General features: G+C 65.3%; 25 protein-coding genes. 11 read left to right on the forward strand and 14 right to left on the reverse strand.

The annotated features are described in order from the left end of the window. Positions 1-109 precede the first annotated feature (109 nt). The 5 genes from R9J51_RS18885 to R9J51_RS18905 all read left to right on the forward strand — a co-directional run bounded on the left by R9J51_RS18885 (position 110) and on the right by R9J51_RS18905 (position 3,723). On the forward strand, positions 110-709 hold the full coding sequence (locus R9J51_RS18885) for an NYN domain-containing protein (protein WP_432787669.1): 600 nt from the start codon (positions 110-112) through the stop codon (positions 707-709). Between the two features lie 173 nt (positions 710-882). After that, positions 883-1,245: a 30S ribosomal protein S6 gene (rpsF, locus tag R9J51_RS18890; RefSeq protein ID WP_179505384.1), complete on the forward strand. Its 363-nt coding sequence runs from the start codon at positions 883-885 to the stop codon at positions 1,243-1,245. A gap of 3 nt (positions 1,246-1,248) precedes the next feature. After that, entirely contained in the window at positions 1,249-1,473 is a 225-nt protein-coding gene (gene rpsR, locus R9J51_RS18895) for a 30S ribosomal protein S18 (protein WP_011445073.1), read from the forward strand. A 12-nt stretch (positions 1,474-1,485) separates the two neighbouring features. Then, positions 1,486-2,079, forward strand: a complete 594-nt coding sequence (gene rplI, locus R9J51_RS18900) for a 50S ribosomal protein L9 (protein WP_179505385.1) — start codon at positions 1,486-1,488, stop codon at positions 2,077-2,079. 180 nt (positions 2,080-2,259) lie between these two features. Next, positions 2,260-3,723, forward strand: coding sequence for an AMP nucleosidase (locus R9J51_RS18905; protein WP_168556738.1), 1,464 nt, complete (start codon positions 2,260-2,262; stop codon positions 3,721-3,723). Between the two features lie 43 nt (positions 3,724-3,766). Here R9J51_RS18905 and R9J51_RS18910 read toward each other — a convergent pair whose 3' ends face one another. The 4 genes from R9J51_RS18910 to R9J51_RS18925 all read right to left on the reverse strand — a co-directional run bounded on the left by R9J51_RS18910 (position 3,767) and on the right by R9J51_RS18925 (position 7,915). Further along, a complete protein-coding gene (locus R9J51_RS18910) occupies positions 3,767-4,288 on the reverse strand; it encodes a YbjN domain-containing protein (protein ID WP_179505386.1) in 522 nt (173 codons plus the stop codon). Between the two features lie 189 nt (positions 4,289-4,477). After that, positions 4,478-6,292, reverse strand: coding sequence for a M2 family metallopeptidase (locus tag R9J51_RS18915; protein ID WP_179505387.1), 1,815 nt, complete (start codon positions 6,290-6,292; stop codon positions 4,478-4,480). A gap of 79 nt (positions 6,293-6,371) precedes the next feature. Then, on the reverse strand, positions 6,372-7,130 hold the full coding sequence (locus R9J51_RS18920) for an alpha/beta fold hydrolase (RefSeq protein ID WP_169475964.1): 759 nt from the start codon (positions 7,128-7,130) through the stop codon (positions 6,372-6,374). After that, complete coding sequence (locus R9J51_RS18925; RefSeq protein WP_169475963.1) at positions 7,130-7,915, reverse strand: sulfite exporter TauE/SafE family protein; 786 nt, start codon at positions 7,913-7,915, stop codon at positions 7,130-7,132. Before R9J51_RS18925 ends, R9J51_RS18920 begins: the two co-directional genes overlap by 1 nt. Before the next feature lie 311 nt (positions 7,916-8,226). On the opposite strand from R9J51_RS18925, the gene R9J51_RS18930 reads away from it, so the two are divergent. Next, on the forward strand, positions 8,227-8,889 hold the full coding sequence (locus R9J51_RS18930) for a hypothetical protein (protein ID WP_168556733.1): 663 nt from the start codon (positions 8,227-8,229) through the stop codon (positions 8,887-8,889). Positions 8,890-8,975: 86 nt separating this feature from the next. Here the strand turns inward: R9J51_RS18930 and R9J51_RS18935 are convergent, their stop codons facing one another. From R9J51_RS18935 to ffh, 10 genes are all read right to left on the reverse strand, one after another. After that, on the reverse strand, positions 8,976-10,001 hold the full coding sequence (locus R9J51_RS18935) for an aspartate-semialdehyde dehydrogenase (protein WP_169475962.1): 1,026 nt from the start codon (positions 9,999-10,001) through the stop codon (positions 8,976-8,978). A 98-nt stretch (positions 10,002-10,099) separates the two neighbouring features. Then, on the reverse strand, positions 10,100-12,376 hold the full coding sequence (locus R9J51_RS18940) for a S9 family peptidase (protein ID WP_179505388.1): 2,277 nt from the start codon (positions 12,374-12,376) through the stop codon (positions 10,100-10,102). A 93-nt stretch (positions 12,377-12,469) separates the two neighbouring features. Then, a complete protein-coding gene (gene rplS / locus R9J51_RS18945; protein WP_168556730.1) occupies positions 12,470-12,850 on the reverse strand; it encodes a 50S ribosomal protein L19 in 381 nt (126 codons plus the stop codon). Continuing rightward, positions 12,828-13,733 carry a tRNA (guanosine(37)-N1)-methyltransferase TrmD gene (trmD, locus tag R9J51_RS18950; protein WP_179505389.1) on the reverse strand — a complete coding sequence of 302 codons (906 nt, stop codon included), beginning with the start codon at positions 13,731-13,733 and terminating at the stop codon, positions 12,828-12,830. The genes rplS and trmD overlap by 23 nt, the downstream gene beginning before the upstream one ends. 100 nt (positions 13,734-13,833) lie before the next feature. Beyond that, a complete protein-coding gene (locus tag R9J51_RS18955) occupies positions 13,834-14,208 on the reverse strand; it encodes a type II toxin-antitoxin system VapC family toxin (protein ID WP_179505390.1) in 375 nt (124 codons plus the stop codon). Next, positions 14,205-14,483, reverse strand: coding sequence for a hypothetical protein (locus tag R9J51_RS18960; protein WP_179505391.1), 279 nt, complete (start codon positions 14,481-14,483; stop codon positions 14,205-14,207). Before R9J51_RS18960 ends, R9J51_RS18955 begins: the two co-directional genes overlap by 4 nt. Before the next feature lie 65 nt (positions 14,484-14,548). Then, positions 14,549-14,773 (reverse strand): hypothetical protein, encoded by a 225-nt coding sequence (locus R9J51_RS18965; protein ID WP_184117315.1) that lies wholly within the window; start codon positions 14,771-14,773, stop codon positions 14,549-14,551. A gap of 152 nt (positions 14,774-14,925) precedes the next feature. Continuing rightward, complete coding sequence (rimM, locus tag R9J51_RS18970; RefSeq protein ID WP_179505393.1) at positions 14,926-15,414, reverse strand: ribosome maturation factor RimM; 489 nt, start codon at positions 15,412-15,414, stop codon at positions 14,926-14,928. Positions 15,415-15,429: 15 nt separating this feature from the next. Further along, the gene (rpsP, locus tag R9J51_RS18975) at positions 15,430-15,822 is read right to left on the reverse strand and encodes a 30S ribosomal protein S16 (protein ID WP_169475956.1); all 393 of its coding nucleotides are present in this window, start codon (positions 15,820-15,822) and stop codon (positions 15,430-15,432) included. 39 nt (positions 15,823-15,861) lie between these two features. Next, positions 15,862-17,337, reverse strand: a complete 1,476-nt coding sequence (ffh, locus tag R9J51_RS18980) for a signal recognition particle protein (protein ID WP_179506562.1) — start codon at positions 17,335-17,337, stop codon at positions 15,862-15,864. A 321-nt stretch (positions 17,338-17,658) separates the two neighbouring features. Between ffh and R9J51_RS18985 the strand changes: the two genes are divergently transcribed. The 5 genes from R9J51_RS18985 to R9J51_RS19005 are packed head-to-tail and all read left to right on the forward strand — an operon-like array spanning position 17,659 to position 22,975. Continuing rightward, positions 17,659-19,326, forward strand: coding sequence for a putative bifunctional diguanylate cyclase/phosphodiesterase (locus tag R9J51_RS18985; protein ID WP_168556723.1), 1,668 nt, complete (start codon positions 17,659-17,661; stop codon positions 19,324-19,326). 40 nt (positions 19,327-19,366) lie between these two features. Then, entirely contained in the window at positions 19,367-20,188 is an 822-nt protein-coding gene (dapF, locus tag R9J51_RS18990) for a diaminopimelate epimerase (RefSeq protein ID WP_179505394.1), read from the forward strand. Between the two features lie 8 nt (positions 20,189-20,196). Next, positions 20,197-21,390: a MiaB/RimO family radical SAM methylthiotransferase gene (locus R9J51_RS18995; protein WP_432787671.1), complete on the forward strand. Its 1,194-nt coding sequence runs from the start codon at positions 20,197-20,199 to the stop codon at positions 21,388-21,390. Continuing rightward, positions 21,387-22,313 (forward strand): signal recognition particle-docking protein FtsY, encoded by a 927-nt coding sequence (gene ftsY, locus R9J51_RS19000; protein ID WP_168556720.1) that lies wholly within the window; start codon positions 21,387-21,389, stop codon positions 22,311-22,313. Before R9J51_RS18995 ends, ftsY begins: the two co-directional genes overlap by 4 nt. Next, positions 22,310-22,975 (forward strand): inner membrane-spanning protein YciB, encoded by a 666-nt coding sequence (locus R9J51_RS19005; RefSeq protein ID WP_179505395.1) that lies wholly within the window; start codon positions 22,310-22,312, stop codon positions 22,973-22,975. Before ftsY ends, R9J51_RS19005 begins: the two co-directional genes overlap by 4 nt. Positions 22,976-22,980 lie beyond the last annotated feature (5 nt).

The following is a 22,980-nucleotide window of genomic DNA, read 5'->3' on the forward strand; positions in this document are numbered from 1 at the left end:
AATAACGATAGAACACCGCCACTAGCTCCCCGCCGGACTTGGCCGGAATCGGTCCCCGGCGGGGTTTTTAAGTTGGTGTACCATGACAGGGCAAAAGCCGAAATATGCAATGGCCTTCATCGACGGCCAGAATTTATATCAGCACGCCAAAGATGCATTCGGGCATCATCACCCGAACTACGATCCAATAAAGCTGCATCGAATGGTATGTGCATCTAAGGGATGGACACCAAACTTAGTTCGATTTTACACTGGCGTGCCTAGCGAGAAAGAATCGCCAATGTGGGCTGGGTATTGGTCAAACAGAATTCTGGCAATGAAACGTGCCGGCATACACGTAACTACGAGACCACTTCGTTATCGTGCTACGAAGGCTTTTGACTGCAATGGTCAAGAACAAGAAATTACAGTTCCTCAAGAAAAAGGGATTGATGTTCGCTTGGCACTCGATATAGTTACGTGCGCCATTAAAAGACAATATGATGTAGCGGTGATATACAGCCAAGACCAAGATCTAAATGAGGTAGTCGCAGACGTCAGGGACGCCGCTGACGCCGTGGGAAGGACGATTGAGATTGCCTCAGCTTTCCCGTCTGGCCCTAACGCCACATACCACCGTGGGATTAACAAGACAGAGTGGATTCGGCTTGAGCAGCCCGATTATGATCAATGCTTAGACCTGCGCGATTATCGTCCAAAAGGCGTCTGAAAATCAGCCGAGATACTACCTTGATCATGGATTGCTTGCATTCCCGCGCGAACCGGCTAAGGGCGACGCTCCCTTCGACCGAATCGGCAAGGGAAACCCGAAGAAAGCCGGAGGGGCCCCGCAATCCCGCGGACAAGCCAGCGATCGGTTAGACTAGATAAAGGACGCGAAGCATGCCGCTTTACGAGCATGTCTTTCTGGCGCGCCAGGATCTGAGCCAGGCTCAGGTCGATGCGCTTGCCGCCACCGCCACCGAAATCGTGGAATCGAACCAGGGCAAGGTCACCAAGACCGAAACCTGGGGCCTGCGCTCGCTGGCCTACAAGATCCAGAAGAATCGCAAGGCGCACTTCGTGATGCTCAACATCGAAGCCCCCGCGGGCGTCGTGGCCGAGCTGGAACGCCAGACCGCGATCAACGAAGACGTCATCCGCTACATGACCGTGCGCGTGGACGAACACGAAGCCGGCCCGTCGGTCATGATGCGCAAGAACGACCGCGAACGCAGCCGTCGTCGCGAACGCGAAGGGGAATAAGCCATGGCTCGTCCGTTTTTCCGTCGCCGCAAGAGCTGCCCGTTCTCGGGCAAGAACGCCCCGAAGATCGACTACAAGGACGTGCGCCTGCTTCAGGGCTTCATGTCCGAACGTGGCAAGATCGTCCCGTCGCGCATCACCGCCGTTTCGGCCAAGAAGCAGCGTGAGCTGAGCCAGGCGATCAAGCGCGCCCGGCACATCGGCCTCCTGCCCTACATCGTGAAGTAAGGAGCGCCAGCCATGCAGATCATCCTGCTCGAGCGCATCGAGAAGCTCGGCTTCATCGGTGACGAAGTCTCCGTCAAGGACGGTTACGCCCGTAACTTCCTGCTGCCCAACAAGAAGGCCCTGCGCGCCAACGACGCGAACCGCAAGGTTTTCGAAGCCAACCGCGCCCGCATCGAAGCTGAAAACGCGGCCCGCCGCGAAGAAGCCAAGGGCGAAGCCGGCACGGTTGAAGGCAAGGAAGTGGTGCTCATCCGCGCCTCGTCCAACTCCGGCCAGCTCTATGGTTCGGTTTCGGTGCGCGACATCGTCGACGCCCTGGTCGCCACCGGCGCCAAGGTTTCCAAGTCGATGATCGTGCTCGAACGCCCGATCAAGACCATCGGCGTCTTCGACGTGCGCGTTTCGCTGCACCCCGAAGTGTCGGTCAACGTCAAGGTGAACGTGGCCCGTTCGCCCGATGAAGCCGAACTGCAGTCGAAGGGTGTCGACGTGATCGACGCCATGTTCGAAGGCGACACCGGTGGCTTCACCGAAGACTACGATCCCAATGCCGAACCGGGCGAAATCCCGGCCGACCTGCTCGAAGAAGGCGAGGCGCAAGCCTGATTTCTTCGCGGCCGATCCGGCATCGCAAAAAGGGCGTCCCTCGCGGGGCGCCCTTTTTTGTTGCCGTTCCCGTTGGAAAGGCGCTGCCCTTGCGCTGTCATCGTGCGGCTTTTTTTGGCCGCATCGTTTTTCGCGAAAAACCGGTTCCCACTTTTTCGCACGATGCTTTAAACCAAGATCATGAACGCAAGCGACACTTTCACCGCCACCTCCCCCGCTGCCATCATTGCCGAACTCGCCGCCCGCCACGACGCGGCCTGTGCGCGGCTGCGGGCCGATATTGCCCGCTACATCGCCGATGGCACGCTGCCCGATCCGGCCGCGCGCCAGGCCGGGGCCTATTGCTATCCCGAACTGCGCCTGCATTTTGCCGGGGTCAGCCACGGCACCGCCGCCGGCCGCGCGTTTGGCCGCCTGACCCGGCCGGGCAGCTATGCCACCACCATCACCCGCCCCGCGCTCTTTGCCGCCTACCTGGAAGAGCAGCTCGGCCTGTTGATGGTCGATTACGAAGTCACGCTGGAAGTGGCCGCCTCGACCCAGGAAATCCCGTTTCCCTACGTGGTCGATGGCACGCTGGGCTTTGGCACGGTTTCGCCCAACGAACTGGCCAAGCACTTCCCCACCACCGACCTGGCGCACATCGGTGACGAGATTGCCGACGCGCTCGACGCCAGCCTGGATGGCGGGGCCGGGCCCGCGCCGCTTGCGCTGTTCGACGGGCTGCGCACCGATTTCAGCCTGGCGCGCCTGGCGCATTACACCGGCACCAACCCGGCCGATTTTCAGCGCTACATCCTGTTCACCAACTACCACCGCTATGTCGACGAGTTCGTCGACTGGGCGGGCCGCCAGCTGGGCCAGGACGATTTCGTGGCGCTGACCGGCGCGGGCGGCCTGGCGCTGGATGCCCACACCGCCCACGCGCGCGAGCGGCTGTCCGACACCGCCTGGCGCCGCCACCAGATGCCGGCCTATCACCTGATCCGGCCTGATCGCTCGGGCATCACGCTGGTCAACATCGGCGTGGGCCCGTCCAACGCGAAGACGATCTGCGACCACCTGGCCGTGCTGCGCCCCGAAGCCTGGCTGATGATCGGCCACTGCGGCGGCCTGCGCCCCACCCAGAAGATCGGCGACTATGTGCTGGCCCATGCCTACCTGCGCGACGATCACGTGCTGGACGATGTACTGCCGCCCGAAATTCCCGTGCCGGCCATTGCCGAAGTGCAGGTGGCGCTGGCCCAGGCGGCCGAAGTGGTGAGCGGCAGCGGCGGGGCGGACCTCAAGACCCGCATGCGCACCGGCACGATCGTCACCACCGACGATCGCAACTGGGAACTGCGCTATGCCCATTCCGCCCGCCGCCTCAGCCTGAGCCGCGCGGTGGGGATCGACATGGAAAGCGCCACGATCGCCGCGCAAGGCTATCGCTTCCGCGTGCCCTACGGCACGCTGCTGTGCGTGTCTGACAAGCCGCTGCATGGCGAGATCAAGCTGCCCGGCCAGGCCAACCGGTTCTACGAGGAAGCGATCGCTGCCCACCTCGAAATCGGCACCACCGCCTGCGCCCTGCTGCGCGCCGAGGGCGACCGCCTGCACAGCCGCAAGCTGCGCGCCTTCAACGAGCCGCCGTTCCGGTAAGATGTCGGCGAGGGGCCCGGATGGAATTTGGGCCCCTCCAGCCTCAGCGCGCGGCGCTGGCCAGTTGCGGATGGCCGCTGGTGGGGAACACTTCGCTGCCGATCGAATCGAGCGCCATGCGATAGGATTTGACCACCATGGCAAAGACCGAGGTATCGATGCCGCTGCCGGTGATCACGTCCCATGACACGGTGACCGACTTGTCTGCCGCCACCGAAACCGCGCCGAATCGGTTGGCATTGACGAAAGCCACGGCCTTTTCCGCGTCGAACGGGCGTTCGGGATGGAAGCTGCTGGAAAATTGCAGCGACTGGCACCCGCCATGGGTCACCTCGTTGCAATCATAGAACACCACTTGCGATCGCCAGCCGCCGATATCGGCCGTGACCAGCGGATCGCCCGAGGAATCCTCGCCCAGGCTGGCCTGATAGCCTTGCGCCTTGAGCGCGGTGACGACGCTGGCCGGCGTCATCGCCGAAACCGTTTCCGCCTGGGCGCAGGGCGCCGTGGCCAGCAAGATGCCGCCAACAACAGCGCAGGCAACGGCGGGAAGTTTGAATTCCATCCCCAGCATCCTCAACAATCGTGTTCTTGTTTGTTGAAGAAAGCGTCTCACACTCGCCCCAGCCTGGCAAGCGCTGAAATTCACCCAGTGAAATCGGCAACTTGGCGTGCGCTGCACAAGAAAAGAGGCCGGATTCCTCAAGAATCCGGCCTCGTCTCAGGCCTTGGTGGCCATGTTGCGGCGCAAGAATTACCAGCCGCAATCGGCGCCAGCGTTCTGCTTTTTCAGCCAGGCCGAAAGCGGCGCGAAATAGCGCAGCATCGCCCCGCCGCTCATCTCGCGCGTGCCGGTGAACACTTGCAGCGCATCGGGCCAGGGCTTGGACGCACCCATCTTGAGCATGGCGTCAAGCTTGGCGCCCACCTTGGGATTGCCATAGAAGCTGCAGCGGTGCAGCGGCCCCTTCCAGCCCGCTTCCTTGCAGGCCGCTTCATAGAACTGGAACTGCAGGATCCGCGCCAGGAAATAGCGGGTATAGGGCACACCCGCGGGCACATGGTACTTGGCCCCTGGGTCAAAGGCATCGGCGCCGCGCGGCCCCGGCGGCACCACACCCTGGTATTGCAGCCGCATGTCGTTCCAGGCCTTTTCGTAGTTGTCGGGCGTGATCTGGCCCGAGAACACACCCCAGCGCCAGCGGTCGATCAGCAGGCCGAACGGCAGGAACGCCACCTTGTCCATCGCCTGGCGCAGCAGGAGGCCGATGTCCTTGTCCGGCCCCGGCACCTTGGCCGGATCGAGCAGGCCAAGCTTTACCAGGTAATCGGGCGTGATCGACAGCGCCATGGTATCGCCGATCGCCTCGTGGAAGCCGTCGCTGGCGCCTTCCATGTACCAGCGCGAAGGCTGGGCATTATAGGCGCGCTGGTAGAAGTTGTGGCCCAGTTCGTGGTGGATCGTCACGAAGTCCGACGCGTCCACCTTGATGCACATCTTGATGCGCAGGTCGTCGACATTGTCGAGATCCCAGGCCGAGGCATGGCACACCACGTCGCGGTCGCGCGGCTTGGTGAATTGCGAACGCTGCCAGAACGTGGCGGGCAGCGGCTGGAAGCCCAGCGAGGTGTAGAACCCCTCCCCGGTCTTGACCATCTTGAGCGGGTCATAGCCCTTGTCCTTGAGCAGGCCGGTCAAGTCATAGCCGATGTCGCCCGCGCCCTGCGGCGCCACCACGTCATAGATGCCACCCCATTCCTGGGCCCACATATTGCCCAGCAGATCGGCACGGATCGGGCCCTTCTTCGGCTGCACGCCGTCGCCATACTTGGCGTTGAGCTTGCCACGCACATAGCAGTGCAGTTGCTGGTAGAGCGGGCGCACTTCGCCCCAGACCTTTTCGGTCAGCGCGGCAAACTGGTCCGGGCTCATGTCATAGTTCGCGCGCCACAGCGCGCCGGTGTCGGCATAGCCCAGCTCGCGCGCGCCGGCATTGGCGATGTCGACCATCTTGGCATAGTCCGCCTTCATCGGCGTGCCGACGCTGTCGTGCCAGGACAGCCACATTTCCTTCAGCTCTTCGGGATTGCGATTGGTGGCCATCGCTTCCTCGATGTCGCTGCCGTTGATCGGCTGGCCGCGCAGCGTGCCATGACCCTTGCCATAGATGCCCTGGATGCGGGCCTGGAGCGCCGAGAACTGCTCCGCCGCGCCCGGGGTCGACGGCGCCGGGCTGGTGATCTGGGTGCGGATCATCGTCAGCTTGCGCAGCGTTTCGGGCGAAAGGCCGGGCACTTTGGCAAATTCGGCCGCCTGCTTGGCCTGGGCCACCTGCAGCTTGCTCATCGTCGCGCCGCCATCGGCGGTGATTTGGGCCGTATCGTCGGTGATATAGGTTTCATAGACCCACTCGGCGCGGCCCGAAGTGACGGTCTGATCGGCATAGGCCTTGTCCGCCTGGGCCAGCCAGGCATCGACGTCTGCGGGCGTTGCGGCTGGTGCAGCCAGGGCCGCCGGCGCGGCAAGCGCGGCCGCAACCAGCGCCACGGTGGAAACGAGGGTTTTCATGAATGGGGCACTCCCTGCAGGGGCGGGCGGGCTTGCCGCCCGGCCATGCGCCATGGGGTGCCGCCCAAATGCCCTCAGGTCAAGCCGAAGTGGTGAGGAATGAAACCAGTTCCGCGCCCAGTTCGGGCCGGGTGACGCAGCCCATGTGCGTGCCGGGGATCGTCGCGCGGCGAGCATTGGGCAGCGCCTGCGCCAGCTTGTCGGCACTGCCGTTGTCGTTGTCCTGATCGCCGCACAGCACCAGCGTGGGCATGGCGATCGCCACCAGTGCGGCCGGGTCGGTGTCTTCCATCGCGCCGATCAACTGGCGCACCGCCACGCGATCCACCCCGCTGGTTTTCAGGAACTGCTGCGACAGATATTCCGGATCGCCGTGGCGGAACGTGCCGAAGCCATCGATCACCTTGCGGAAAAAGGCCAGGCGCTGGTTCCATCCGGCCAGCCCTTCCAGCCCCATGCCCGCCAGGACAAGCTTGCGCGGGGCAAGACCGGCGATCACGCTGCGCGCCGCGGTGCGCGCGCCCAGCGAAAAGCCGACGAGATCGAAGTCTTCCAGGCCCAAGCCATCGACCAGCGCCGCCACATCGCGCGCCAGCACATCGGGCGGATAGGCTTCTGCTTCATGCGGCGCGGCACTTTGCCCATGCGCGCGCAGATCGGGCATCAGGCAGCGAAACCCCGCTGCGGCCAGTTGCGCCGCCGTGCCGAACTTGATCCAGTTGACCTGGGCCGAGGAAAACAGGCCGTGCAGCAGGATGACCGGGCGGCCTTCGCCCAGTTCGTGCAGCGCCAGGCTCGTGCCGCCAAACCCTTGATAAAACGTCGTCTTCGTATCCATCAGCTCAGCAACTTGATTCCCGATACCAGCAGAACGGCGGCCAGCGCCGGGCGCAGGATACGATCGGGCGCGCGGGTGGACAACAGGCTGCCGATGATAACGCCGGGGATGGAGCCAAGCAGCAGTGCACCCAGCAGCAGCAGGTTCACGTCACCGATGATCCAGTGGCCAAAGCCGGCCACCAGCGTCAGCGGCACGGCGTGGGCAATGTCACTGCCCACGATGCGCGCGATGCGCAGGCCGGGATAGAGCAGCAGCAGCGCGGTCACCCCGATCGCCCCTGCCCCTACCGAAGACAATGTGACTGCCACGCCCAGCAGCACGCCCAGCAGCACAGTGGCCCACGGCGCCCGTGCCGCGGCGGCACCTTCGCTTTCGTTGCGTTGTGCAAAGGCGGCAATCTGCTTTTGAAACAGCGTGGCGAGCGAGGTGAGGATCAGCATCACGCCCAGCACGAGGAGCATGATCTTGCTGGCCGAAGCGGGCGGCCTGCCCCAGCTGGAAATGACCAACAGCGTGACGACCGCTGCGGGCACGCTGCCCATGGCCAAGCGCCCGACGATGCGCCAGTCCACGCTGTCACGCTTGCCGTGCACGGCCGAGCCGACGACTTTGGTCAGCGAGGCGAACAGCAAGTCGGTGCCCACGGCCGTACCTGGATTGATCCCGAAGATCAGCACCAGGATCGGCGTCATCAGCGATCCACCGCCAACACCTGTCAGGCCCACGAGAATGCCCACCAACAGGCCGGCAACCGCGTGCAGGGCATCGAAGTGTTCCAGCATTGTCCCTCCGACAAGGTACTAGGACCAACGTGGCCCTTGATCGGCGGCCATACTGGCGTGGGGGGCATCTCGGCAATGCCTGGCGCCCCAATCTCTACTTTGAGACTTGGCATTCTTTCTTTCGCGCGGGCGATACGCAACCCCGCCCCGCTCGCTTCGCCGCAGTCTGGGCACACCATCGCGCCAAGGTGCACGGCTTTGGCGACAAAGCGAAAGCCCTGCGGAACGCAAGCCGCGCACCTGCGGTTCCCCCGCCAACACGGCCGCATGCGGCCATCCGCTATCCACCATCCGATTGTGGAGTTCGTTCGATGAGCAAGACCAAGATCACCCTGCCGCTGCTGGCGGCCACTGCCATGATTGCCGGCTTTTCGGCCCCCGCCCACGCCGCCGGCAAGGCCGAGCGCGCCCGCCAGGCGATCGCCGCGGCCCAGGCCAAGATCGACACGGCCGAGCAGCTCGGCACGGCCGAGTTCCGCCCGGGCGAAACCGCCCAGGCCAAGGCCGCGCTGGCCCATGCCCAGGAAAACCTTTCGGCCGGGCACAAGCCCGAAGCCATCGATGATGCGATCCACGCCTCCGCGCTCGCCGACACCGCGATCGGCATGATGCAGAAGCACAAGGCCGAAATGGCCGATCGCCAGTCGGCCGCCGCCGTCGCCGATGCCCAGGCCCAGGCCCAGGCCGCGCAGAACCAGGCCGATGCCGCCAACGCGCGGGCCGACGTTGCCACCGCTGCCGCGCAGTCTTCGGCGGCTGACGCCGCTGCCGCCCGCCAAGCCGCAGCTGTGGCGATGACCACGCCGCAGCCCGCCCCGGCCACTGTGGAAACCACCGTCACCACGCAGGGCGCTGCCCGCGCGCCGGTAAAGAAGGTCACGGTCAAGAAGGTCGCGCGCCGCACCACCCACACCCCGGTGCGCACGGCTTCGGCCGCCGGCACGGTGACCACGACCACGCGCATCACGCAATAACACGCGCGGCACGCCCACAAAAAGGCCCCGGTATTCCCGTGCGGAATACCGGGGCCTTTTTCATGCGGCCGTTATAGCCGGCTCGCTCAGCCCTTCTTCAAGTGGCGGCGGCCCAGCAGTTCGGCAATCTGCACGGCATTGAGCGCGGCGCCCTTGCGCAGGTTGTCCGACACGCACCACAGCGACAGGCCGCTGTCCACGGTCGGATCTTCACGCACGCGCGAGACATAGGTGGCGTAATCGCCCACGCATTCCACCGGAGTGACGTAACCACCGTTTTCGCGCTTATCCACCAGCATGACGCCCGGCGCCTCGCGCAGGATGTCCTGGGCTTCGATGGCCGTGATTTCTTCCTCGAATTCCAGGTTGATGGCTTCGGAATGGCCAATGAATACGGGCACGCGCACGCAGGTCGCGGTCACCTTCACCTTGGGATCGAGGATCTTCTTGGTTTCGGCCACCATCTTCCACTCTTCCTTGGTCGAACCGTCGTCCAGGAAGCTGTCGATATGCGGGATCACGTTGAACGCGATCTGCTTGGTGAACTTCTTGGGTTCCACCTGGTCACCCACGAAGATCGCGCGGCTCTGTTCGAACAGCTCGTCCATGCCTTCCTTGCCCGCGCCCGAGACCGACTGATAGGTCGCCACGACCACGCGCTTGATCTTGGCCTTGTCGTGCAGCGGCTTGAGCGCCACGACCATCTGCGCGGTGGAGCAGTTGGGATTGGCGATGATGTTGCGCGCCTTGTAGCCGTCGATCGCGTCGGGGTTCACTTCGGGCACCACCAGCGGCACGTCCGGGTCCATGCGATAGAGCGACGAGTTGTCGATCACCACGCAGCCCTGCGAAGCGGCCTTGGGCGCATAGATCTTGGTCGGCGCGGAACCGGCGGCGAACAGCGCGATGTCCCAGCCGGTGAAGTCGAAATGCTCGACGTTCTGAACCTTGAGCTTCTTGCCGGTTTCACCAAAATCGATCTCGATGCCGTGCGAGCGCGAGGAAGCCAGCGCCGCGATCTCGTCGATCGGAAATTCGCGCTCGGCCAGGATGTTGAGCATCTCGCGGCCGACATTGCCCGTCGCACCCACCACTACAACCCGATAACCCATGGTAACTTACACTCCCTTGCGGGCGCCTTGCGCGCGCCCGTTCCTTAGCGGCTGGTTCCAACCAGCCAAGCGAAAGGGGCTTGTGCCCCCCAAACGTCTTATTTGCCGGCGCCCGCCCCGTTGCGATCGAGGAAGCGGAACATCGTTTCATAGAGATGCTGGCTCACCTTGGGGCCGCTGATGCGGTGGGTATAGCCGGGATAGAGCATCATCTCGAACGGCACCGCCTCGCCCTGCATCTTGGCGATGAGGGCAGAGCTGTTCTCGAACACCACGTTGTCGTCGGCCATGCCGTGCACCAGCAGCAGCGGATCGCGAATCTGGCTCGTCCGCTCCAGCGCGCCGGCGGCCTTGTAAACCTCCGGCACTTGCTTGGGATTGCCCAGGTAGCGTTCGGTATAGGCGGTGTCGTACAGTTCCCATTTGGTCACCGGCGCCACTGCGATGCCCGCCGCCCAGACGCCGGGATGCGCTTCGAGCATCTTGACCGTCATGTAGCCGCCATAGGACCAGCCAAACGTGCTGACCCGCTTGGGATCGACATAGGGCTGCGTCTTCAGCCACTGCGCCCCGGCCAGCTGGTCTTCCACTTCCACCGTGCCCATGGCGTGCCAGATCGCGCTGGCGAAATCGACGCCCCGGTTTTCCGATCCGCGATTGTCCAGCGCGAAGTAGATATAGCCCTTGGCCACGATCGCCTGGGCCAAGGCGCCCTGCCAACCCTTGTGCACCACGTTGGCCGTGGGGCCGCCATAGTGATAGGTGAACACCGGATAGCGCTTGCCCGGCACCAGCGGCGGAGTGATCATCATGTAGCGCAACGGCGTGCCATCGGCCGCGGCAATCGTGCCGAACGTGGCCGGGCGATGCGCGGCCAGATACGGCGCATAGGGGTGGCCCGCGTCCACCTTGTTTTCCTCGATCCAGGCCAGGCGCTTGCCCGTGGCATCGGCCAGATAGGATTGCGGCGGCTGCGCATCGGCGCTGCGCGTCACGATCAGGGTCTGGCCCTTGCTGTCCATGCTCGCCTTGTTGTCGAACGCCGCATCGGTCAGCCGCTCGATCTTGTCGGGCGCCTTGAGCGAGAGGGCATAGACCTGGCCGGCCAGTACATCGTCGCGGGTAGCGGCAAACACCACGCGGCCAGCCTTCTGGTCAACGCCGACCAGGTCGGTCACGGCCCAGTCGCCCTTGGTCAGTTGCTGCCACTGGGCATCGCCGCCGTTTGGCTTGAAGCGGTAGAGATGGCCAAAGCCATCGCGTTCCGACCACCAGATCAGGCTGCCGTCATCGAGGAAACGATAGTTGCTCGACAGGTTGATCCAGCTCTTCTCGCGCGCCTGCTCGGTAAAGAGAACGCGCGCCTTGCCCGTGGCCGGGTCCACCGCCAGCATGTCGAGCCGGGTCTGCGCGCGGTCCAGCCGCTGGACATAGAGCGTCTTGCCATCGCGTGCCCAGTCCACCCGGCCAAGGTAGATGTCCTTGTCGCTGCCCAGGTCCACAGCCACGCGGTGGTTGCCATCGGCATCCATCAGCCACAGCGAAACATCGGCATTGGCGCCGCCGGCCGCCGGATAGCGCTGGTCGAACGTGCGCGTGCCATCCGCGCCGATCGCCGCGCGCGTCACCACGCCCACCGCTGCCTCGTCGAAGCGTTCCACCGCCAGGCGCTTTTCATCGGGCGCCCACCAGAAGCCGTTCATCCGCGCCAGTTCTTCCTGGGCCACGAACTCCGCCTCGCCCCAGTGCACGGTGTCTGCCGTTTCCTCTGGGCTGATCGCGCGCGGGGCGCTCTTGCCGTCGACCGGGGCCACCCACAGGCGGCGATCGCGCACGAAGGCAATGCTCTGCCCTTCAGGGCCCAGGCGAGGGTTCAATTCCCCGCCGGTCGTGCCGGCGATCTTGCGCACCGTGCCATCGAGGCCGGCCAACAGCAGATCGCCATCCAAGGGCACCAGCACGGCCTTGCTGTCGCTCGCCCAGTCATAGCTGACGATGCCCTTCAGGTCGCCGATGCGCTGGCGCTCGCGCTGCATCTTCTCCGCTTCGCTCAGCACGCGGCCCGAAGACAGCTTGAGCGAATCGACCAGCATCGACCACTTGCCGGTCTTGCGATCGAACCCCCACAAGTCGAACCGCTCGCGATCGTCGGCGCGGTTCTTGAGCAGGGTGAGATAGCGCCCATCTGGCGACAGCTGCACGCCGCGCGGGGTCGGCCCGTTGAGCGACGGGCTGGCAAAGACGCGCTCCAGCGTGAGCGGGGCGGTCTGGCGGGCCACGCTACCGGTCACGGGCGCATCCCCGGCCAGCGCGGACGGAGCGAAAGCGGGCGCGCAGGCAAGCGCGCCGGAAAGCAGCAGAAGACGAAAACGCATGGCAAGAGGCTGTTCCCGATAAGCAAAAAGGCGCCCTGGCGGGTATGCCAGGACGCCTTTCTACGGTCATTTCCGTGTCGCGGCGGCGGCTTCTCAGCCTTCCTGGCCGGCGCGTACATCGCGCCGTTCAGCAATACGGGCGCTTTTGCCGGTGCGGCCGCGAAGGTAGTACAGCTTCGCACGACGCACCACGCCCCGACGGACGACGGTAATCGAATCGATGTTGGGCGAGTAGAGCGGGAACACGCGTTCCACGCCTTCGCCGAACGAGATCTTGCGGACGGTGAAGTTCGAGCCCAGGCCACGGTTCGAACGCGCGATCACCACGCCTTCATAAGCCTGAACACGGGTGCGGTCGCCTTCGACAACGCGCACGCCCACGCGGACGGTGTCGCCGGCGCGGAATTCGGGAATGGACTTCTTCGCCTTGAATTCGGCGATGGCTTCAGCTTCAAGCTGCTGAATCAGGTTCATTTTTCAAACGTCCTGCACTTTTTTGCCGCGCGCCAGAGGCAGACTGGGCCCGAGCGTCGACATGACGCTCCCAAAGGTCCGGCCTGCGTAACCGTGTGTCATCCTCGGATTGGCGTTGCCGCCATTCCGCGATCTTCGCATGATCCCCCGATCGCAGCACTTGCGGGATCGCGCGCCCTTCCCATTCCTGGGGGCGGGTATAGTGGGGATATTCGAGCAGCCCGTTTTCGAACGACTCTTCATGCCCACTGGAAGCCGCGCCCATTACGCCGGGAAGCAGGCGAATGCAAGCATCCAGCAGCATCAGCGCCGCGCATTCGCCGCCGGACAGGATGATGTCTCCCACCGAGACTTCCTCCACCTGGCGGCCTTCGAAAATCCGCTCGTCAAACCCCTCGAACCGCCCGCACACGACAATGACGCCCGGCCCCGCCGCCAGCTCGCGCACCCGCGCCTGCGTCAACGGACGCCCACGCGGTGTCATGGCGATGACGGGGATGGCCTCCCCGGCACGGGGCGGGGGACCAGCCGCAGGCTGGTGGAGGGGGTTCGCGTCCTCAAACGCCGCGTCAGGCGCCGAGACCCCTCCACCACCGACTTCGTCGGCGGTCCCCCTCCCCGCCTCGGGGAGGATCTTTTGCGCCATCAGCCCCCGCGCATGATCGATGGCCCTAGCCAGCACATCCACGCGCAATACCATGCCCGCCCCGCCCCCGGCCGGCGTATCGTCCACCGTGCGATGTTTGTCGGCGGCAAAATCGCGGATCTGCACTGGATCGAGCGTCCACTTGCCCTCCCCCAGCGCCCGCCCCGCCAGGCTTACCCCCAACGGCCCGGGAAACATCTCGGGATAAAGCGTGAGAACGGCAGCGTGGAAGGTCATGCAAAAAGTCCTGCTCGATCCTCCCCGGCACGGGGAGGGGGACCAGCCGCAGGCTGGTGGAGGGGCCTTGGCGTGGCCAAGCGGCCTTGGCAACCGTGCCTTATCGCACCCAGTTCTCGACCTTTAGCCCCGGCACGTCGGCATAGTCGGCCACGTTGTCAGTGACCAGCACCAGATCGAGCGCCAGTGCATGGGCCGCAATCAGGCGATCGAAACTCCCACGCCGGAACGGAACGCGGGCATAGGCTTCAGCAGCGGCCGCATCGAAGGCCAAGACTGGCACTTCTTCCGAGAAGATGGCCAATACCTCGCGCAACGGCGGCTTGCCCGCTTCAATACCCAGCAGGATTTCCGCGTGGACAATGGCCGATGTGGCAAGATCGCCCTCCTCGCATTCGGCAAGGCGAGCACGCAACATCTCGCTGCGCGCCTCAAGCGCGACGATGATGGCATTGGTATCGAGCAGATACTTCATGCCGGTTCGTCGGACATGTCATCCCACACACGCCGGCTCGGTTCGAACACCCGATCCTCCGGCTTGCGCAATTCCAGGCCCAGGCCGGCGCCAATGCCCCAGACCTTGTCGATATTGAACTTGCGCTTAGGCCGATCCTTGGCGTGAAAAACCAAGGCGTCGCCCCGCCATTCCACGGTCCAGTCGATGCCAGGATCGACGCCAAGCCCCTTGGGCAGGCGCAGCGCAACCGAATTGCCGGACATGAAGCTCTTGGCTTTGAATTGCTCGGTCACTAGCGCACCTCTGTATATACGATCTGTATATACCATGCTGATCCCAGCGTCAATCGACTGCCAGATCAATAGCGTTGCCGATGGGCCGCCCGATGCGATGTCTTGCCCAAGAGATAAAGCGCGACCGACATGCCCATTCCGAACAGCAGTGCCACCGCCATGAACAACAGGATGCCCGCAAACGCGACGTAGATGCAGCCTTCCTGACCGCATTCACCATGCCAGGTGGCTGACAGCAAAGGCAGCGCGATCACTGCCGCCAACGTTCCCGGAAACAGGGAGGACGCCAACACGGCACACCTCAAACGCGACCAACGTGGGCGCCACCGACCGAAAAGCCATGCAGTCGCCAACGCAACCAACAAATTGCCGGCAAAAATCAACGGGAAAAGCACGGGCAGACCCCCAGCCACGGCACTTCAGAGTGCCAGCGGAGAGTTCATCATTCCGCGTAAAGCGCGTCAATCAACAGGCGCTCCTGGTCCCATTCCGGAACCGCTTCCGCCCGCATCGGCACCATGAAGCGCTTGCCATCGGGCCGCTCGATATCGAGCACGTCGCCCGCGCCGTAATTGTCCACGCCCACGCACGTGCCGAGCACGGTGCCGTCGGTGGAATGGGCGGGCAGGCCGATCAGGTCGGCGTGGTAATACTCGCCATCGGCGAGTGGCGGCAGGGCCGAGCGCGGCACGGTCAGCGCCGTGCTGCGCAAGCCTTCCGCCGCGTTGCGCGTGGTCACTTCGGCAAAGCGGGCGATCGCCCCGCCCTTGCCGTCGTCGCGCAGCTTTTCCAGGGTCAGGGTGCCGCCGTTGAACGCCTTGTAGGCCTTCAACGCCGCCACGCCTTCTCCAAACAGCTTGAGGCGCACTTCGCCGGCCACGCCATGGGCGCCGGCGATGGCCGCCAGCGTGACCGGTCGATCGTGCGTCATGCCGCTCTAATCGCCTCAGGCTTCGGCGGATTCGGCCGGCGCGTTGGCAGCAGCCGCGGCTTCAGCAGCAGCAGCGGCCTTTTCAGCCTTGTCTTCGGCGCGTTCCTTGGCCTTCTTGCCGGGTTCGCCAGCCTTGGGGTTGTTGGTGGGGGTGCGTTCCTTGATCCCGGCCTTGTCGAGCAGGCGGGCAACGCGGTCGGTCGGCTGGGCGCCAACGCCAAGCCAGTAACGCACGCGGTCTTCGACCAGGCGCACGCGATCGGCAGCGTCCTTGGCGAGCAGCGGGTTGTAGGTGCCCACCTGCTCCAGATACTTGCCATCGCGCGGGGCGCGGCTGTTCGACGCAACGATCTTGTAATAGGGGCGCTTCTTGGAACCGCCACGCGACAGACGCAGAGAAACAGACATTCGACTACCTTTCGACTAAACTGGAAAATAACGGAAAAATCATTTCTTCTTGAGCAGGTCACCCAGGTTGGCGGGCAATCCGCCGCTGCCAAGGCCGGGCAGGCCACCAAGGCCGCCGCCCATGCCACCCATGCCGCCGCCCTGCTGGTCCAGCCCCGGCATGGCGGCGCCCAGGCCACCCTTGCCGAACAGCGCGCCCAGCCCCTTGAGGCCGCCCATCTTCTTGATCTGCTTCATGGCCTTGGCCATTTCCATGTGCATCTTCAGAAGCTTGTTGACGTCCTGCACCGTGGTGCCCGATCCCTTGGCCACGCGGATCTTGCGCTTGGCATTGAGCAATTCGGGCTTGGCGCGTTCCTTGACCGTCATCGAGCCGATGATCGCGTCCATGTGCAGCAGAACCTTGTCGTCCATGCCGGACTGGGCCATCGCCGCCTTGGCCTTCTTCATGCCCGGCATCAGCCCCGCGAGGGCACCCAGGCCGCCCATGCGCTGCATCTGCTGCAACTGGCTGCGCAGGTCGTTCATGTCGAACTGGCCCTTGGCCATGCGCGCGGCGAGCCGTTCGGCTTCGTCCTGCTTGATCGTCGCGGCCGCCTTTTCGACGATCGAGACGATATCGCCCATGCCCAGGATGCGGCCGGCCACGCGTTCGGGCTGGAACTGCTCGATCGCGTCGAGCTTTTCACCCGTCGCGGCAAACTTGATCGGCTTGCCGGTGACGGCGCGCATCGACAGCGCCGCACCACCGCGTGCATCGCCGTCCATGCGGGTGAGCACCACGCCGGTCAGGTCCACTTCGCCGGCAAAGGCCTGGGCGACGTTGACCGCGTCCTGGCCGGTCAGCGAATCGACCACCAGCAGCGTTTCGCGCGGGGTGGAGACGGCGGCCACGGCCTTCATCTCGTCCATCAGCGCGGCATCGACGTGGAGGCGCCCGGCGGTGTCGAGCAGCAGCACGTCCACGGCCTGGAGCTTGGCCGCGTTCATCGCGCGGGTGGCGATTTCCACCGGCGACTGGCCCGGCACGATCGGCAGCGTGGCCACACCGGCCTGCTCGCCCAGCACCTTCAACTGTTCCTGCGCGGCCGGGCGATTGACGTCGAGCGACGCCATCAGCACCTTCTTGCCGCGCTTTTCCTTGATCAGCTTGCCGATCTTGGCGGTGCTGGTGGTCTTGCCCGAACCCTGCAGGCCGACCATCATGATCACCACCGGCGGGGTGGCCGCCAGATCGAGATCGGCCGCCTCGCTGCCCAGCATCTCGACCAGGGCATCGTTGACGATCTTGACGACCTGCTGGCCAGGCGTGACCGACTTGAGCACCGACTGGCCCACGGCCTCTTCGGTGACGCGGTCGACGAAGCGGCGCACCACCGGCAGGGCCACGTCGGCCTCCAGCAGGGCAATGCGCACTTCGCGCATCGCGCCACGCACATCGTCTTCGGAAAGCGCGCCGCGTCCGCGCAGGCGGTCGAATACGCCGCCAAGCCGGTCGGAAAGACTGTCGAACACGCGCTGCTCCATTGCCAAGCCGCACGCCACCAGCCGATAACGCGAAAAACGCCGGTGGGCGAAACCTCGCCGACCAGCGTGCGCCATCCATCAGGGGGCGTACAAAACGAATCCGCATCAGTGCCGGCGATTCCCGGCCCTTGCAGAGCGCCGGCCTTACCCGTGCGCCCGTCCGATTGCAACCCCGGCCCGGCCCAAACGCCCGCAAATGCGCCACTGCCGAGACCTTAACCAATATTTCAACCTGCCGCACGTAGATTCCCGGGATCGGTCAATGGGGGGCTTCATCGGCAGCCCCGGGGGAATACGGCAGGTAACGGCATGGCAAGCGCGGCACTCGACAGCGGCACGACCGCAACCCCGCAGCCCGGAATTGCCCGCGCCGAGCGTGACATCGTTGCCCTGGGCATCATCACCGCCGCCATCATCCTGTTCGTCGGATCGGGTTCGGCCGTGCTGACCAGCACCGTGCGCCACGTGCTGTTCGGCGGCGCCAGCGTCGATTCGATCCTGGCCAATGCCCTGCTGCTCAACATCGCGCTGATCATCTTCGGCTGGCGCCGCTATGTCGAACTGACCGGCGAAGTGCGCGAACGCCGCCGCGCCGAAGAAACCGCCCGCACGCTGGCCTTCACCGATCCGCTCACCGGCTGCCTCAACCGCCGCAGCCTGGACAGCGCGATCGAGACCCTGGTGCACGAGGCCCGCGTCCAGGGCGATGCCGTCGCGCTGTTCATGCTCGATCTCGACAAGTTCAAGCGCGCCAACGATCTGCATGGCCACCAGACGGGCGACGCGGTGCTGGTGGCAACGGCCAGCCGGCTGCGCGCGATCCTGCCCTCGGGCGCTATCATCGCCCGTATCGGCGGCGACGAATTCACCTGCGCCATGCGGTTCGATCCGGCGCGCGCAGGCGTGGTGGAGCAGATTGCCGAGCAACTCAACGCCGCCCTGGCCGAGCCGGTGGTGCTGGCCGAGTGCGAGGTGGAGATTTCCGGTTCGATCGGCCTTGCCCGCAGCGACGGGGCCACCATTCCTGCCGGCACCGACGATGCGATCGCGGCCGCGCGCCTGCAACACCATGCCGACCTGGCGATGTACCAGGCCAAAAGCAGCGGGCGGAACCGGTTCTGCTGGTTCGACCCGGCGATGGAAAAGGAACTGCGCTTTCGCGCCGAACTGGAAAGCGGCATTCGCGAGGGCATCGCGCGGGGCGAATTCGTGCCCTATTACGAAAAGCAGATCGATATCGACACCGGCCGCCTGACCGGCTTCGAAATGCTCGCCCGCTGGCAATCGCCGCGCCACGGGCTGATCGCGCCCGATGTGTTCATCCCCGTGGCCGAGGAAATCGGCGTGATTGCCGAACTGTCCGAATCGCTCATTCGCCAGGCCTTGGCCGACGCGCGCGATTGGGATGCCTCGCTCACCCTTTCGGTCAATGTCTCGCCCCTGCAACTGCGCGATCCATGGTTCGCGCAGCGCCTGCTCAAGCTGCTGGTAGAAGCGAATTTCCCGCCGCATCGGCTGGACGTGGAAATCACCGAGACCTGCCTGCACGAAAACCTGCCGCTGGTCCGCTCGCTGGTGGCCAGCCTCAAGAACCAGGGCATTCGCCTTAGCCTTGACGATTTCGGCACCGGCTACAGTTCGATCGCGCAATTGCGCTCCCTGCCGTTCGACCGCATCAAGATCGACCGCAGCTTCGTCTCCACGCTCGATCGCTGCAAGGACAGCGCAACCATCGTGGCCGCGATCACGTCGCTTGGCCAGGGGCTCGACCTTCCGCTCACGGCCGAAGGGATCGAAAGCGAAGGCGTGCTCGAAGAACTGCGCAAGCTTGGCTCGTTCAAGGGCCAGGGCTTCCTCTATGGCCAGCCGCAGGACGCGCAGACCGTGCGCACGGCCCTGGCGGCCGAGGATCTGCTGGTTACCGGCCATGATACGGCAGACATCGCCCCCGCGCAGGATCGCGCCGCCAACGGCTGAACCATTGCGCCAAGGCCCGTTGGCGCCTAGATCGCGCCCCATGCGCATTCCCTTCCTCAAGATGCACGGCCTGGGCAACGATTTCGTGGTGATCGACGCGCGCGAAACGCCTCTGCCGCTTTCGCCCGCCCGCGCCCGCGCACTGGCCGACCGCCATACCGGCATCGGCTGCGACCAGTTGATCGTGCTGGAGCCTTCTGCCCAGGCCGACGTGAAGATGCGCATCTTCAATCCCGACGGCAGCGAAGTGGGCGCCTGCGGCAATGCCAGCCGCGCGGTGGGCCTGCTGCTGGCCGCCGAGCGCGCTGGCCGCACGCGCATCGAAACCGGCGGCGGCCTGATCGAAGCACAAGCCACCGACGCGGGCATTGCCGTGGACATGGGCGCGCCACGCTTTGACTGGGACGCGATTCCCCTGGCCTATGCGATGGACACGCTGGCCATGCCGCTGGGTTGGGAAACCCTCGAAAACCCGGTTGCGGTCAATGTCGGCAACCCCCATGCGGTGTTTTTCGTGCCCGATGCAAGCGCGGTGGACCTGGCACGCCTGGGCCCGATCATCGAGCATGACCCGGTCTTTCCCGAACGCGTCAACGTCAACGTGGCGAGCCTGATCGGCCCCGATCACCTCGCGCTGCGCGTGTGGGAACGCGGCGCCGGGCTGACCCGCGCCTGCGGCACCGGCGCCTGCGCCACGGCGGTGGCCGCCATGCGGCGCAAGCTGGTGGGCCGCAGCGTGGCCGTCACGTTGCCGGGTGGCACCTTGCGCATCGATTGGCCCGAAGGCGGCTCCATCACGATGACCGGCCCGGCCACCACCAGCTTCGAAGGCGCTTTCGACGACGCGCTCTACCCGCTCTGAGACCTGACGTGTCCGCGCCTGCCGCCCCCGAAGTCGTCACGCTCGGCTGCCGGATGAACCTTTCGGAAAGCGAGGCGATTCGCGGCCTGCTGGCCAGCGCCGCAACGCCCACCGTCGTGGTCAATTCCTGCGCCGTCACGGCCGAAGCCGTGCGCCAGTCGCGCCGCGCGGTGCGCCGCCTGCGCCGCGACCATCCCGAGGCGCGGCTGCTGGTGACCGGCTGCGCCGCGACGATCGACCCGGCCGGTTTTGCCGCGATGGACGAAGTGGACGGCGTGGTGGAAAACACTGCCAAGCTCGATCCCGCCCGCTGGCAGGTCCCTGCCCCTGCGCTGCCCGTGGCCCCTTCGGAACGCCACACCCGCGCCTTCGTGGCGGTGCAGAACGGCTGCGACCATGCCTGCACGTTCTGCATCATTCCCGCCGGGCGCGGCGCCAGCCGCTCTGCCCCCGTCGCGCAAGTGCTGGAAACCGTGGCCGGGCACCTGGCCCATGGCGTGGCCGAAGTGGTGCTGACCGGCGTGGACCTTACGAGCTGGGGCGCCGACCTGGCGATCCCCGCGCGCCTGGGCGATCTGGTCGCGGCGATCCTGCGCGCCTTCCCCGCCCTGCCCCGGCTGCGCCTGTCCTCGGTCGATGGGGTGGAGATCGATCCGCTGCTGCTCGATCTGCTGTGCCATGAGCCGCGCGTGATGCCGCATGTGCACCTCTCGCTGCAATCGGGGGCAGACATGGTGCTCAAGCGGATGAAGCGCCGGCATACCCGCGCCCAGGCGCTGGACCTGGTGGAAACGCTGCGGCGCCACCGCCCGGACATGGCCATCGGCGCAGACCTGATCGCCGGCTTTCCCACCGAAGACGAAGCGATGCATGCCGACAACCTCTCCATCGTGGCACAGGCACAGATCGTTCACGGCCACGTCTTTCCCTATTCCCCCCGCCCCGGCACGCCCGCCGCGCGCATGCCGCCAGTGGCGCCCGCGCTGGTGCGCGAACGCGCCGCGCAACTGCGCGCCGCCGTGGCCCAGGCACGCAGCGCCTGGCTGCAAGGCCTGGTCGGGCGCCCCGCACAAGTGCTTGCCGAACGCGACGGCACCGGCCATGGCCCGGATTTCGCGCCCTATCGCCTGCCTGCCGGCACGCCGCCCGGCAGCCTGGTGACGCTGACACCCGAAAGAATCGAAGAAGGAATGCTGGCATGAGTAGCGACAGCTGGTCGGAACGCCTGGTAGGCGGGCTGCGCAAGACGTCGGAACGGCTGGCCGGCAACCTCGCGGGCCTGGGTGGCGCCACCCGCCTCACCGATGCGCAGCTCGACGAGATCGAGGACGCGCTGATCATGTCGGACCTGGGCCCGCGCGCGGCGGCCCGCATCCGCAAGACTCTGGCCGCCGCCCGGTTCGATGGCGGGCTGGACGATGCCGCCCTGCGCGCCGCCGTGGCCGAGGAAATCGCCGCGATCCTGCGCCCGGTGGCCAAGCCTCTGGACATCGTCGCCTTCCCCCGCCCCCAGGTGATCCTGGTGATCGGCGTCAACGGTTCGGGCAAGACCACCACGATCGCCAAGCTGGCGCACTTGTTCCAGGAACTCGACTATTCGGTGATGCTGGCGGCCGGCGACACGTTCCGCGCCGCCGCCATCGGCCAGCTGAAAGTCTGGGCAGACCGGCTGGGCGTGCCGATCGTCACCGGGCCGGAAGGGGGCGATCCGGCCTCGATCGTGTTCGATGCGGTCAAGGCTGCCACCGACCGAGGCACCGACGTGCTGATCGTCGACACCGCCGGGCGCCTGCACAACAAGCGCGAACTGATGGACGAACTGGCCAAGGTCCGCCGCGTGCTCGGCCGCCTCAACCCTGAGGCGCCGCACGACGTGGTGCTGGTGCTCGATGCCACCAACGGGCAGAACGCGCTTCAGCAGATTGAAATCTTCAAGGATGTGGCGGGCGTTTCGGGCCTGATCATGACCAAGCTCGATGGCACCGCGCGCGGCGGCGTGCTGGTGGCGGCGGCCGAACAATATGGCCTGCCGATCCATGCCATCGGCGTGGGTGAAACCATTGATGACCTTCGCCCGTTCGATCCCGATCTGGTGGCCAAGGTGATTGCGGGGGTGTTTCAATGAACGCGGGACAGCACAAGCACCAGACGGGCAAACCCAAATCATCCTGGGTGAACCTGGCGGTCGATTACGGCCCCTTGCTGGTGTTCTTCCTCGCCTATCGCCATTTCAGCCCGGACAAGAGCGCGGATTCGGGCGTGGGCGCGGTGGTGGCAATCACCAAGAGCACGGTCGTGTTCATGGCCGCCACGGTGGCCGCGCTGATCGTGTCGAAATGGCGCCTGGGCAAGGTTTCGCCCATGCTGTGGCTTTCAACCACGCTGATCCTGGGCTTTGGCACGCTTACCGTGTTCCTGGGCGATCCGTTCTGGATTCAGATCAAGCCCACGGTGATCTACCTGCTGTTTGCCGCCGGCCTGTTCGTTGGCCTGGCGCGCGGCAAGGCAGTGCTGCGCCTGCTGCTGCAAAGCGCGTTCGACGGGCTGGACGAGGCCGGCTGGCGCAAGCTGTCGCGCAACTGGGCGTGGTTCTTCCTGTTCCTGGCCGCGCTCAACGAAGTGCTGCGCCACACCCTCAGCTTCGATGGCTGGCTTTCGGCCAAGCTGTGGGGCGTGAGCGCGCTGTCGTTCCTGTTCACCTTTGCCCAGATCCCGATGCTGCTGCGCCATGGCCTGGGCAGCGAGCAGGCCGTGGACGAGGCGGAAAGCACCACCCCGCACGATTGATCGCG

Source organism: Novosphingobium rhizosphaerae, assembly GCF_050920675.1.
In the GTDB taxonomy this organism is placed as follows: domain Bacteria; phylum Pseudomonadota; class Alphaproteobacteria; order Sphingomonadales; family Sphingomonadaceae; genus Novosphingobium; species Novosphingobium rhizosphaerae.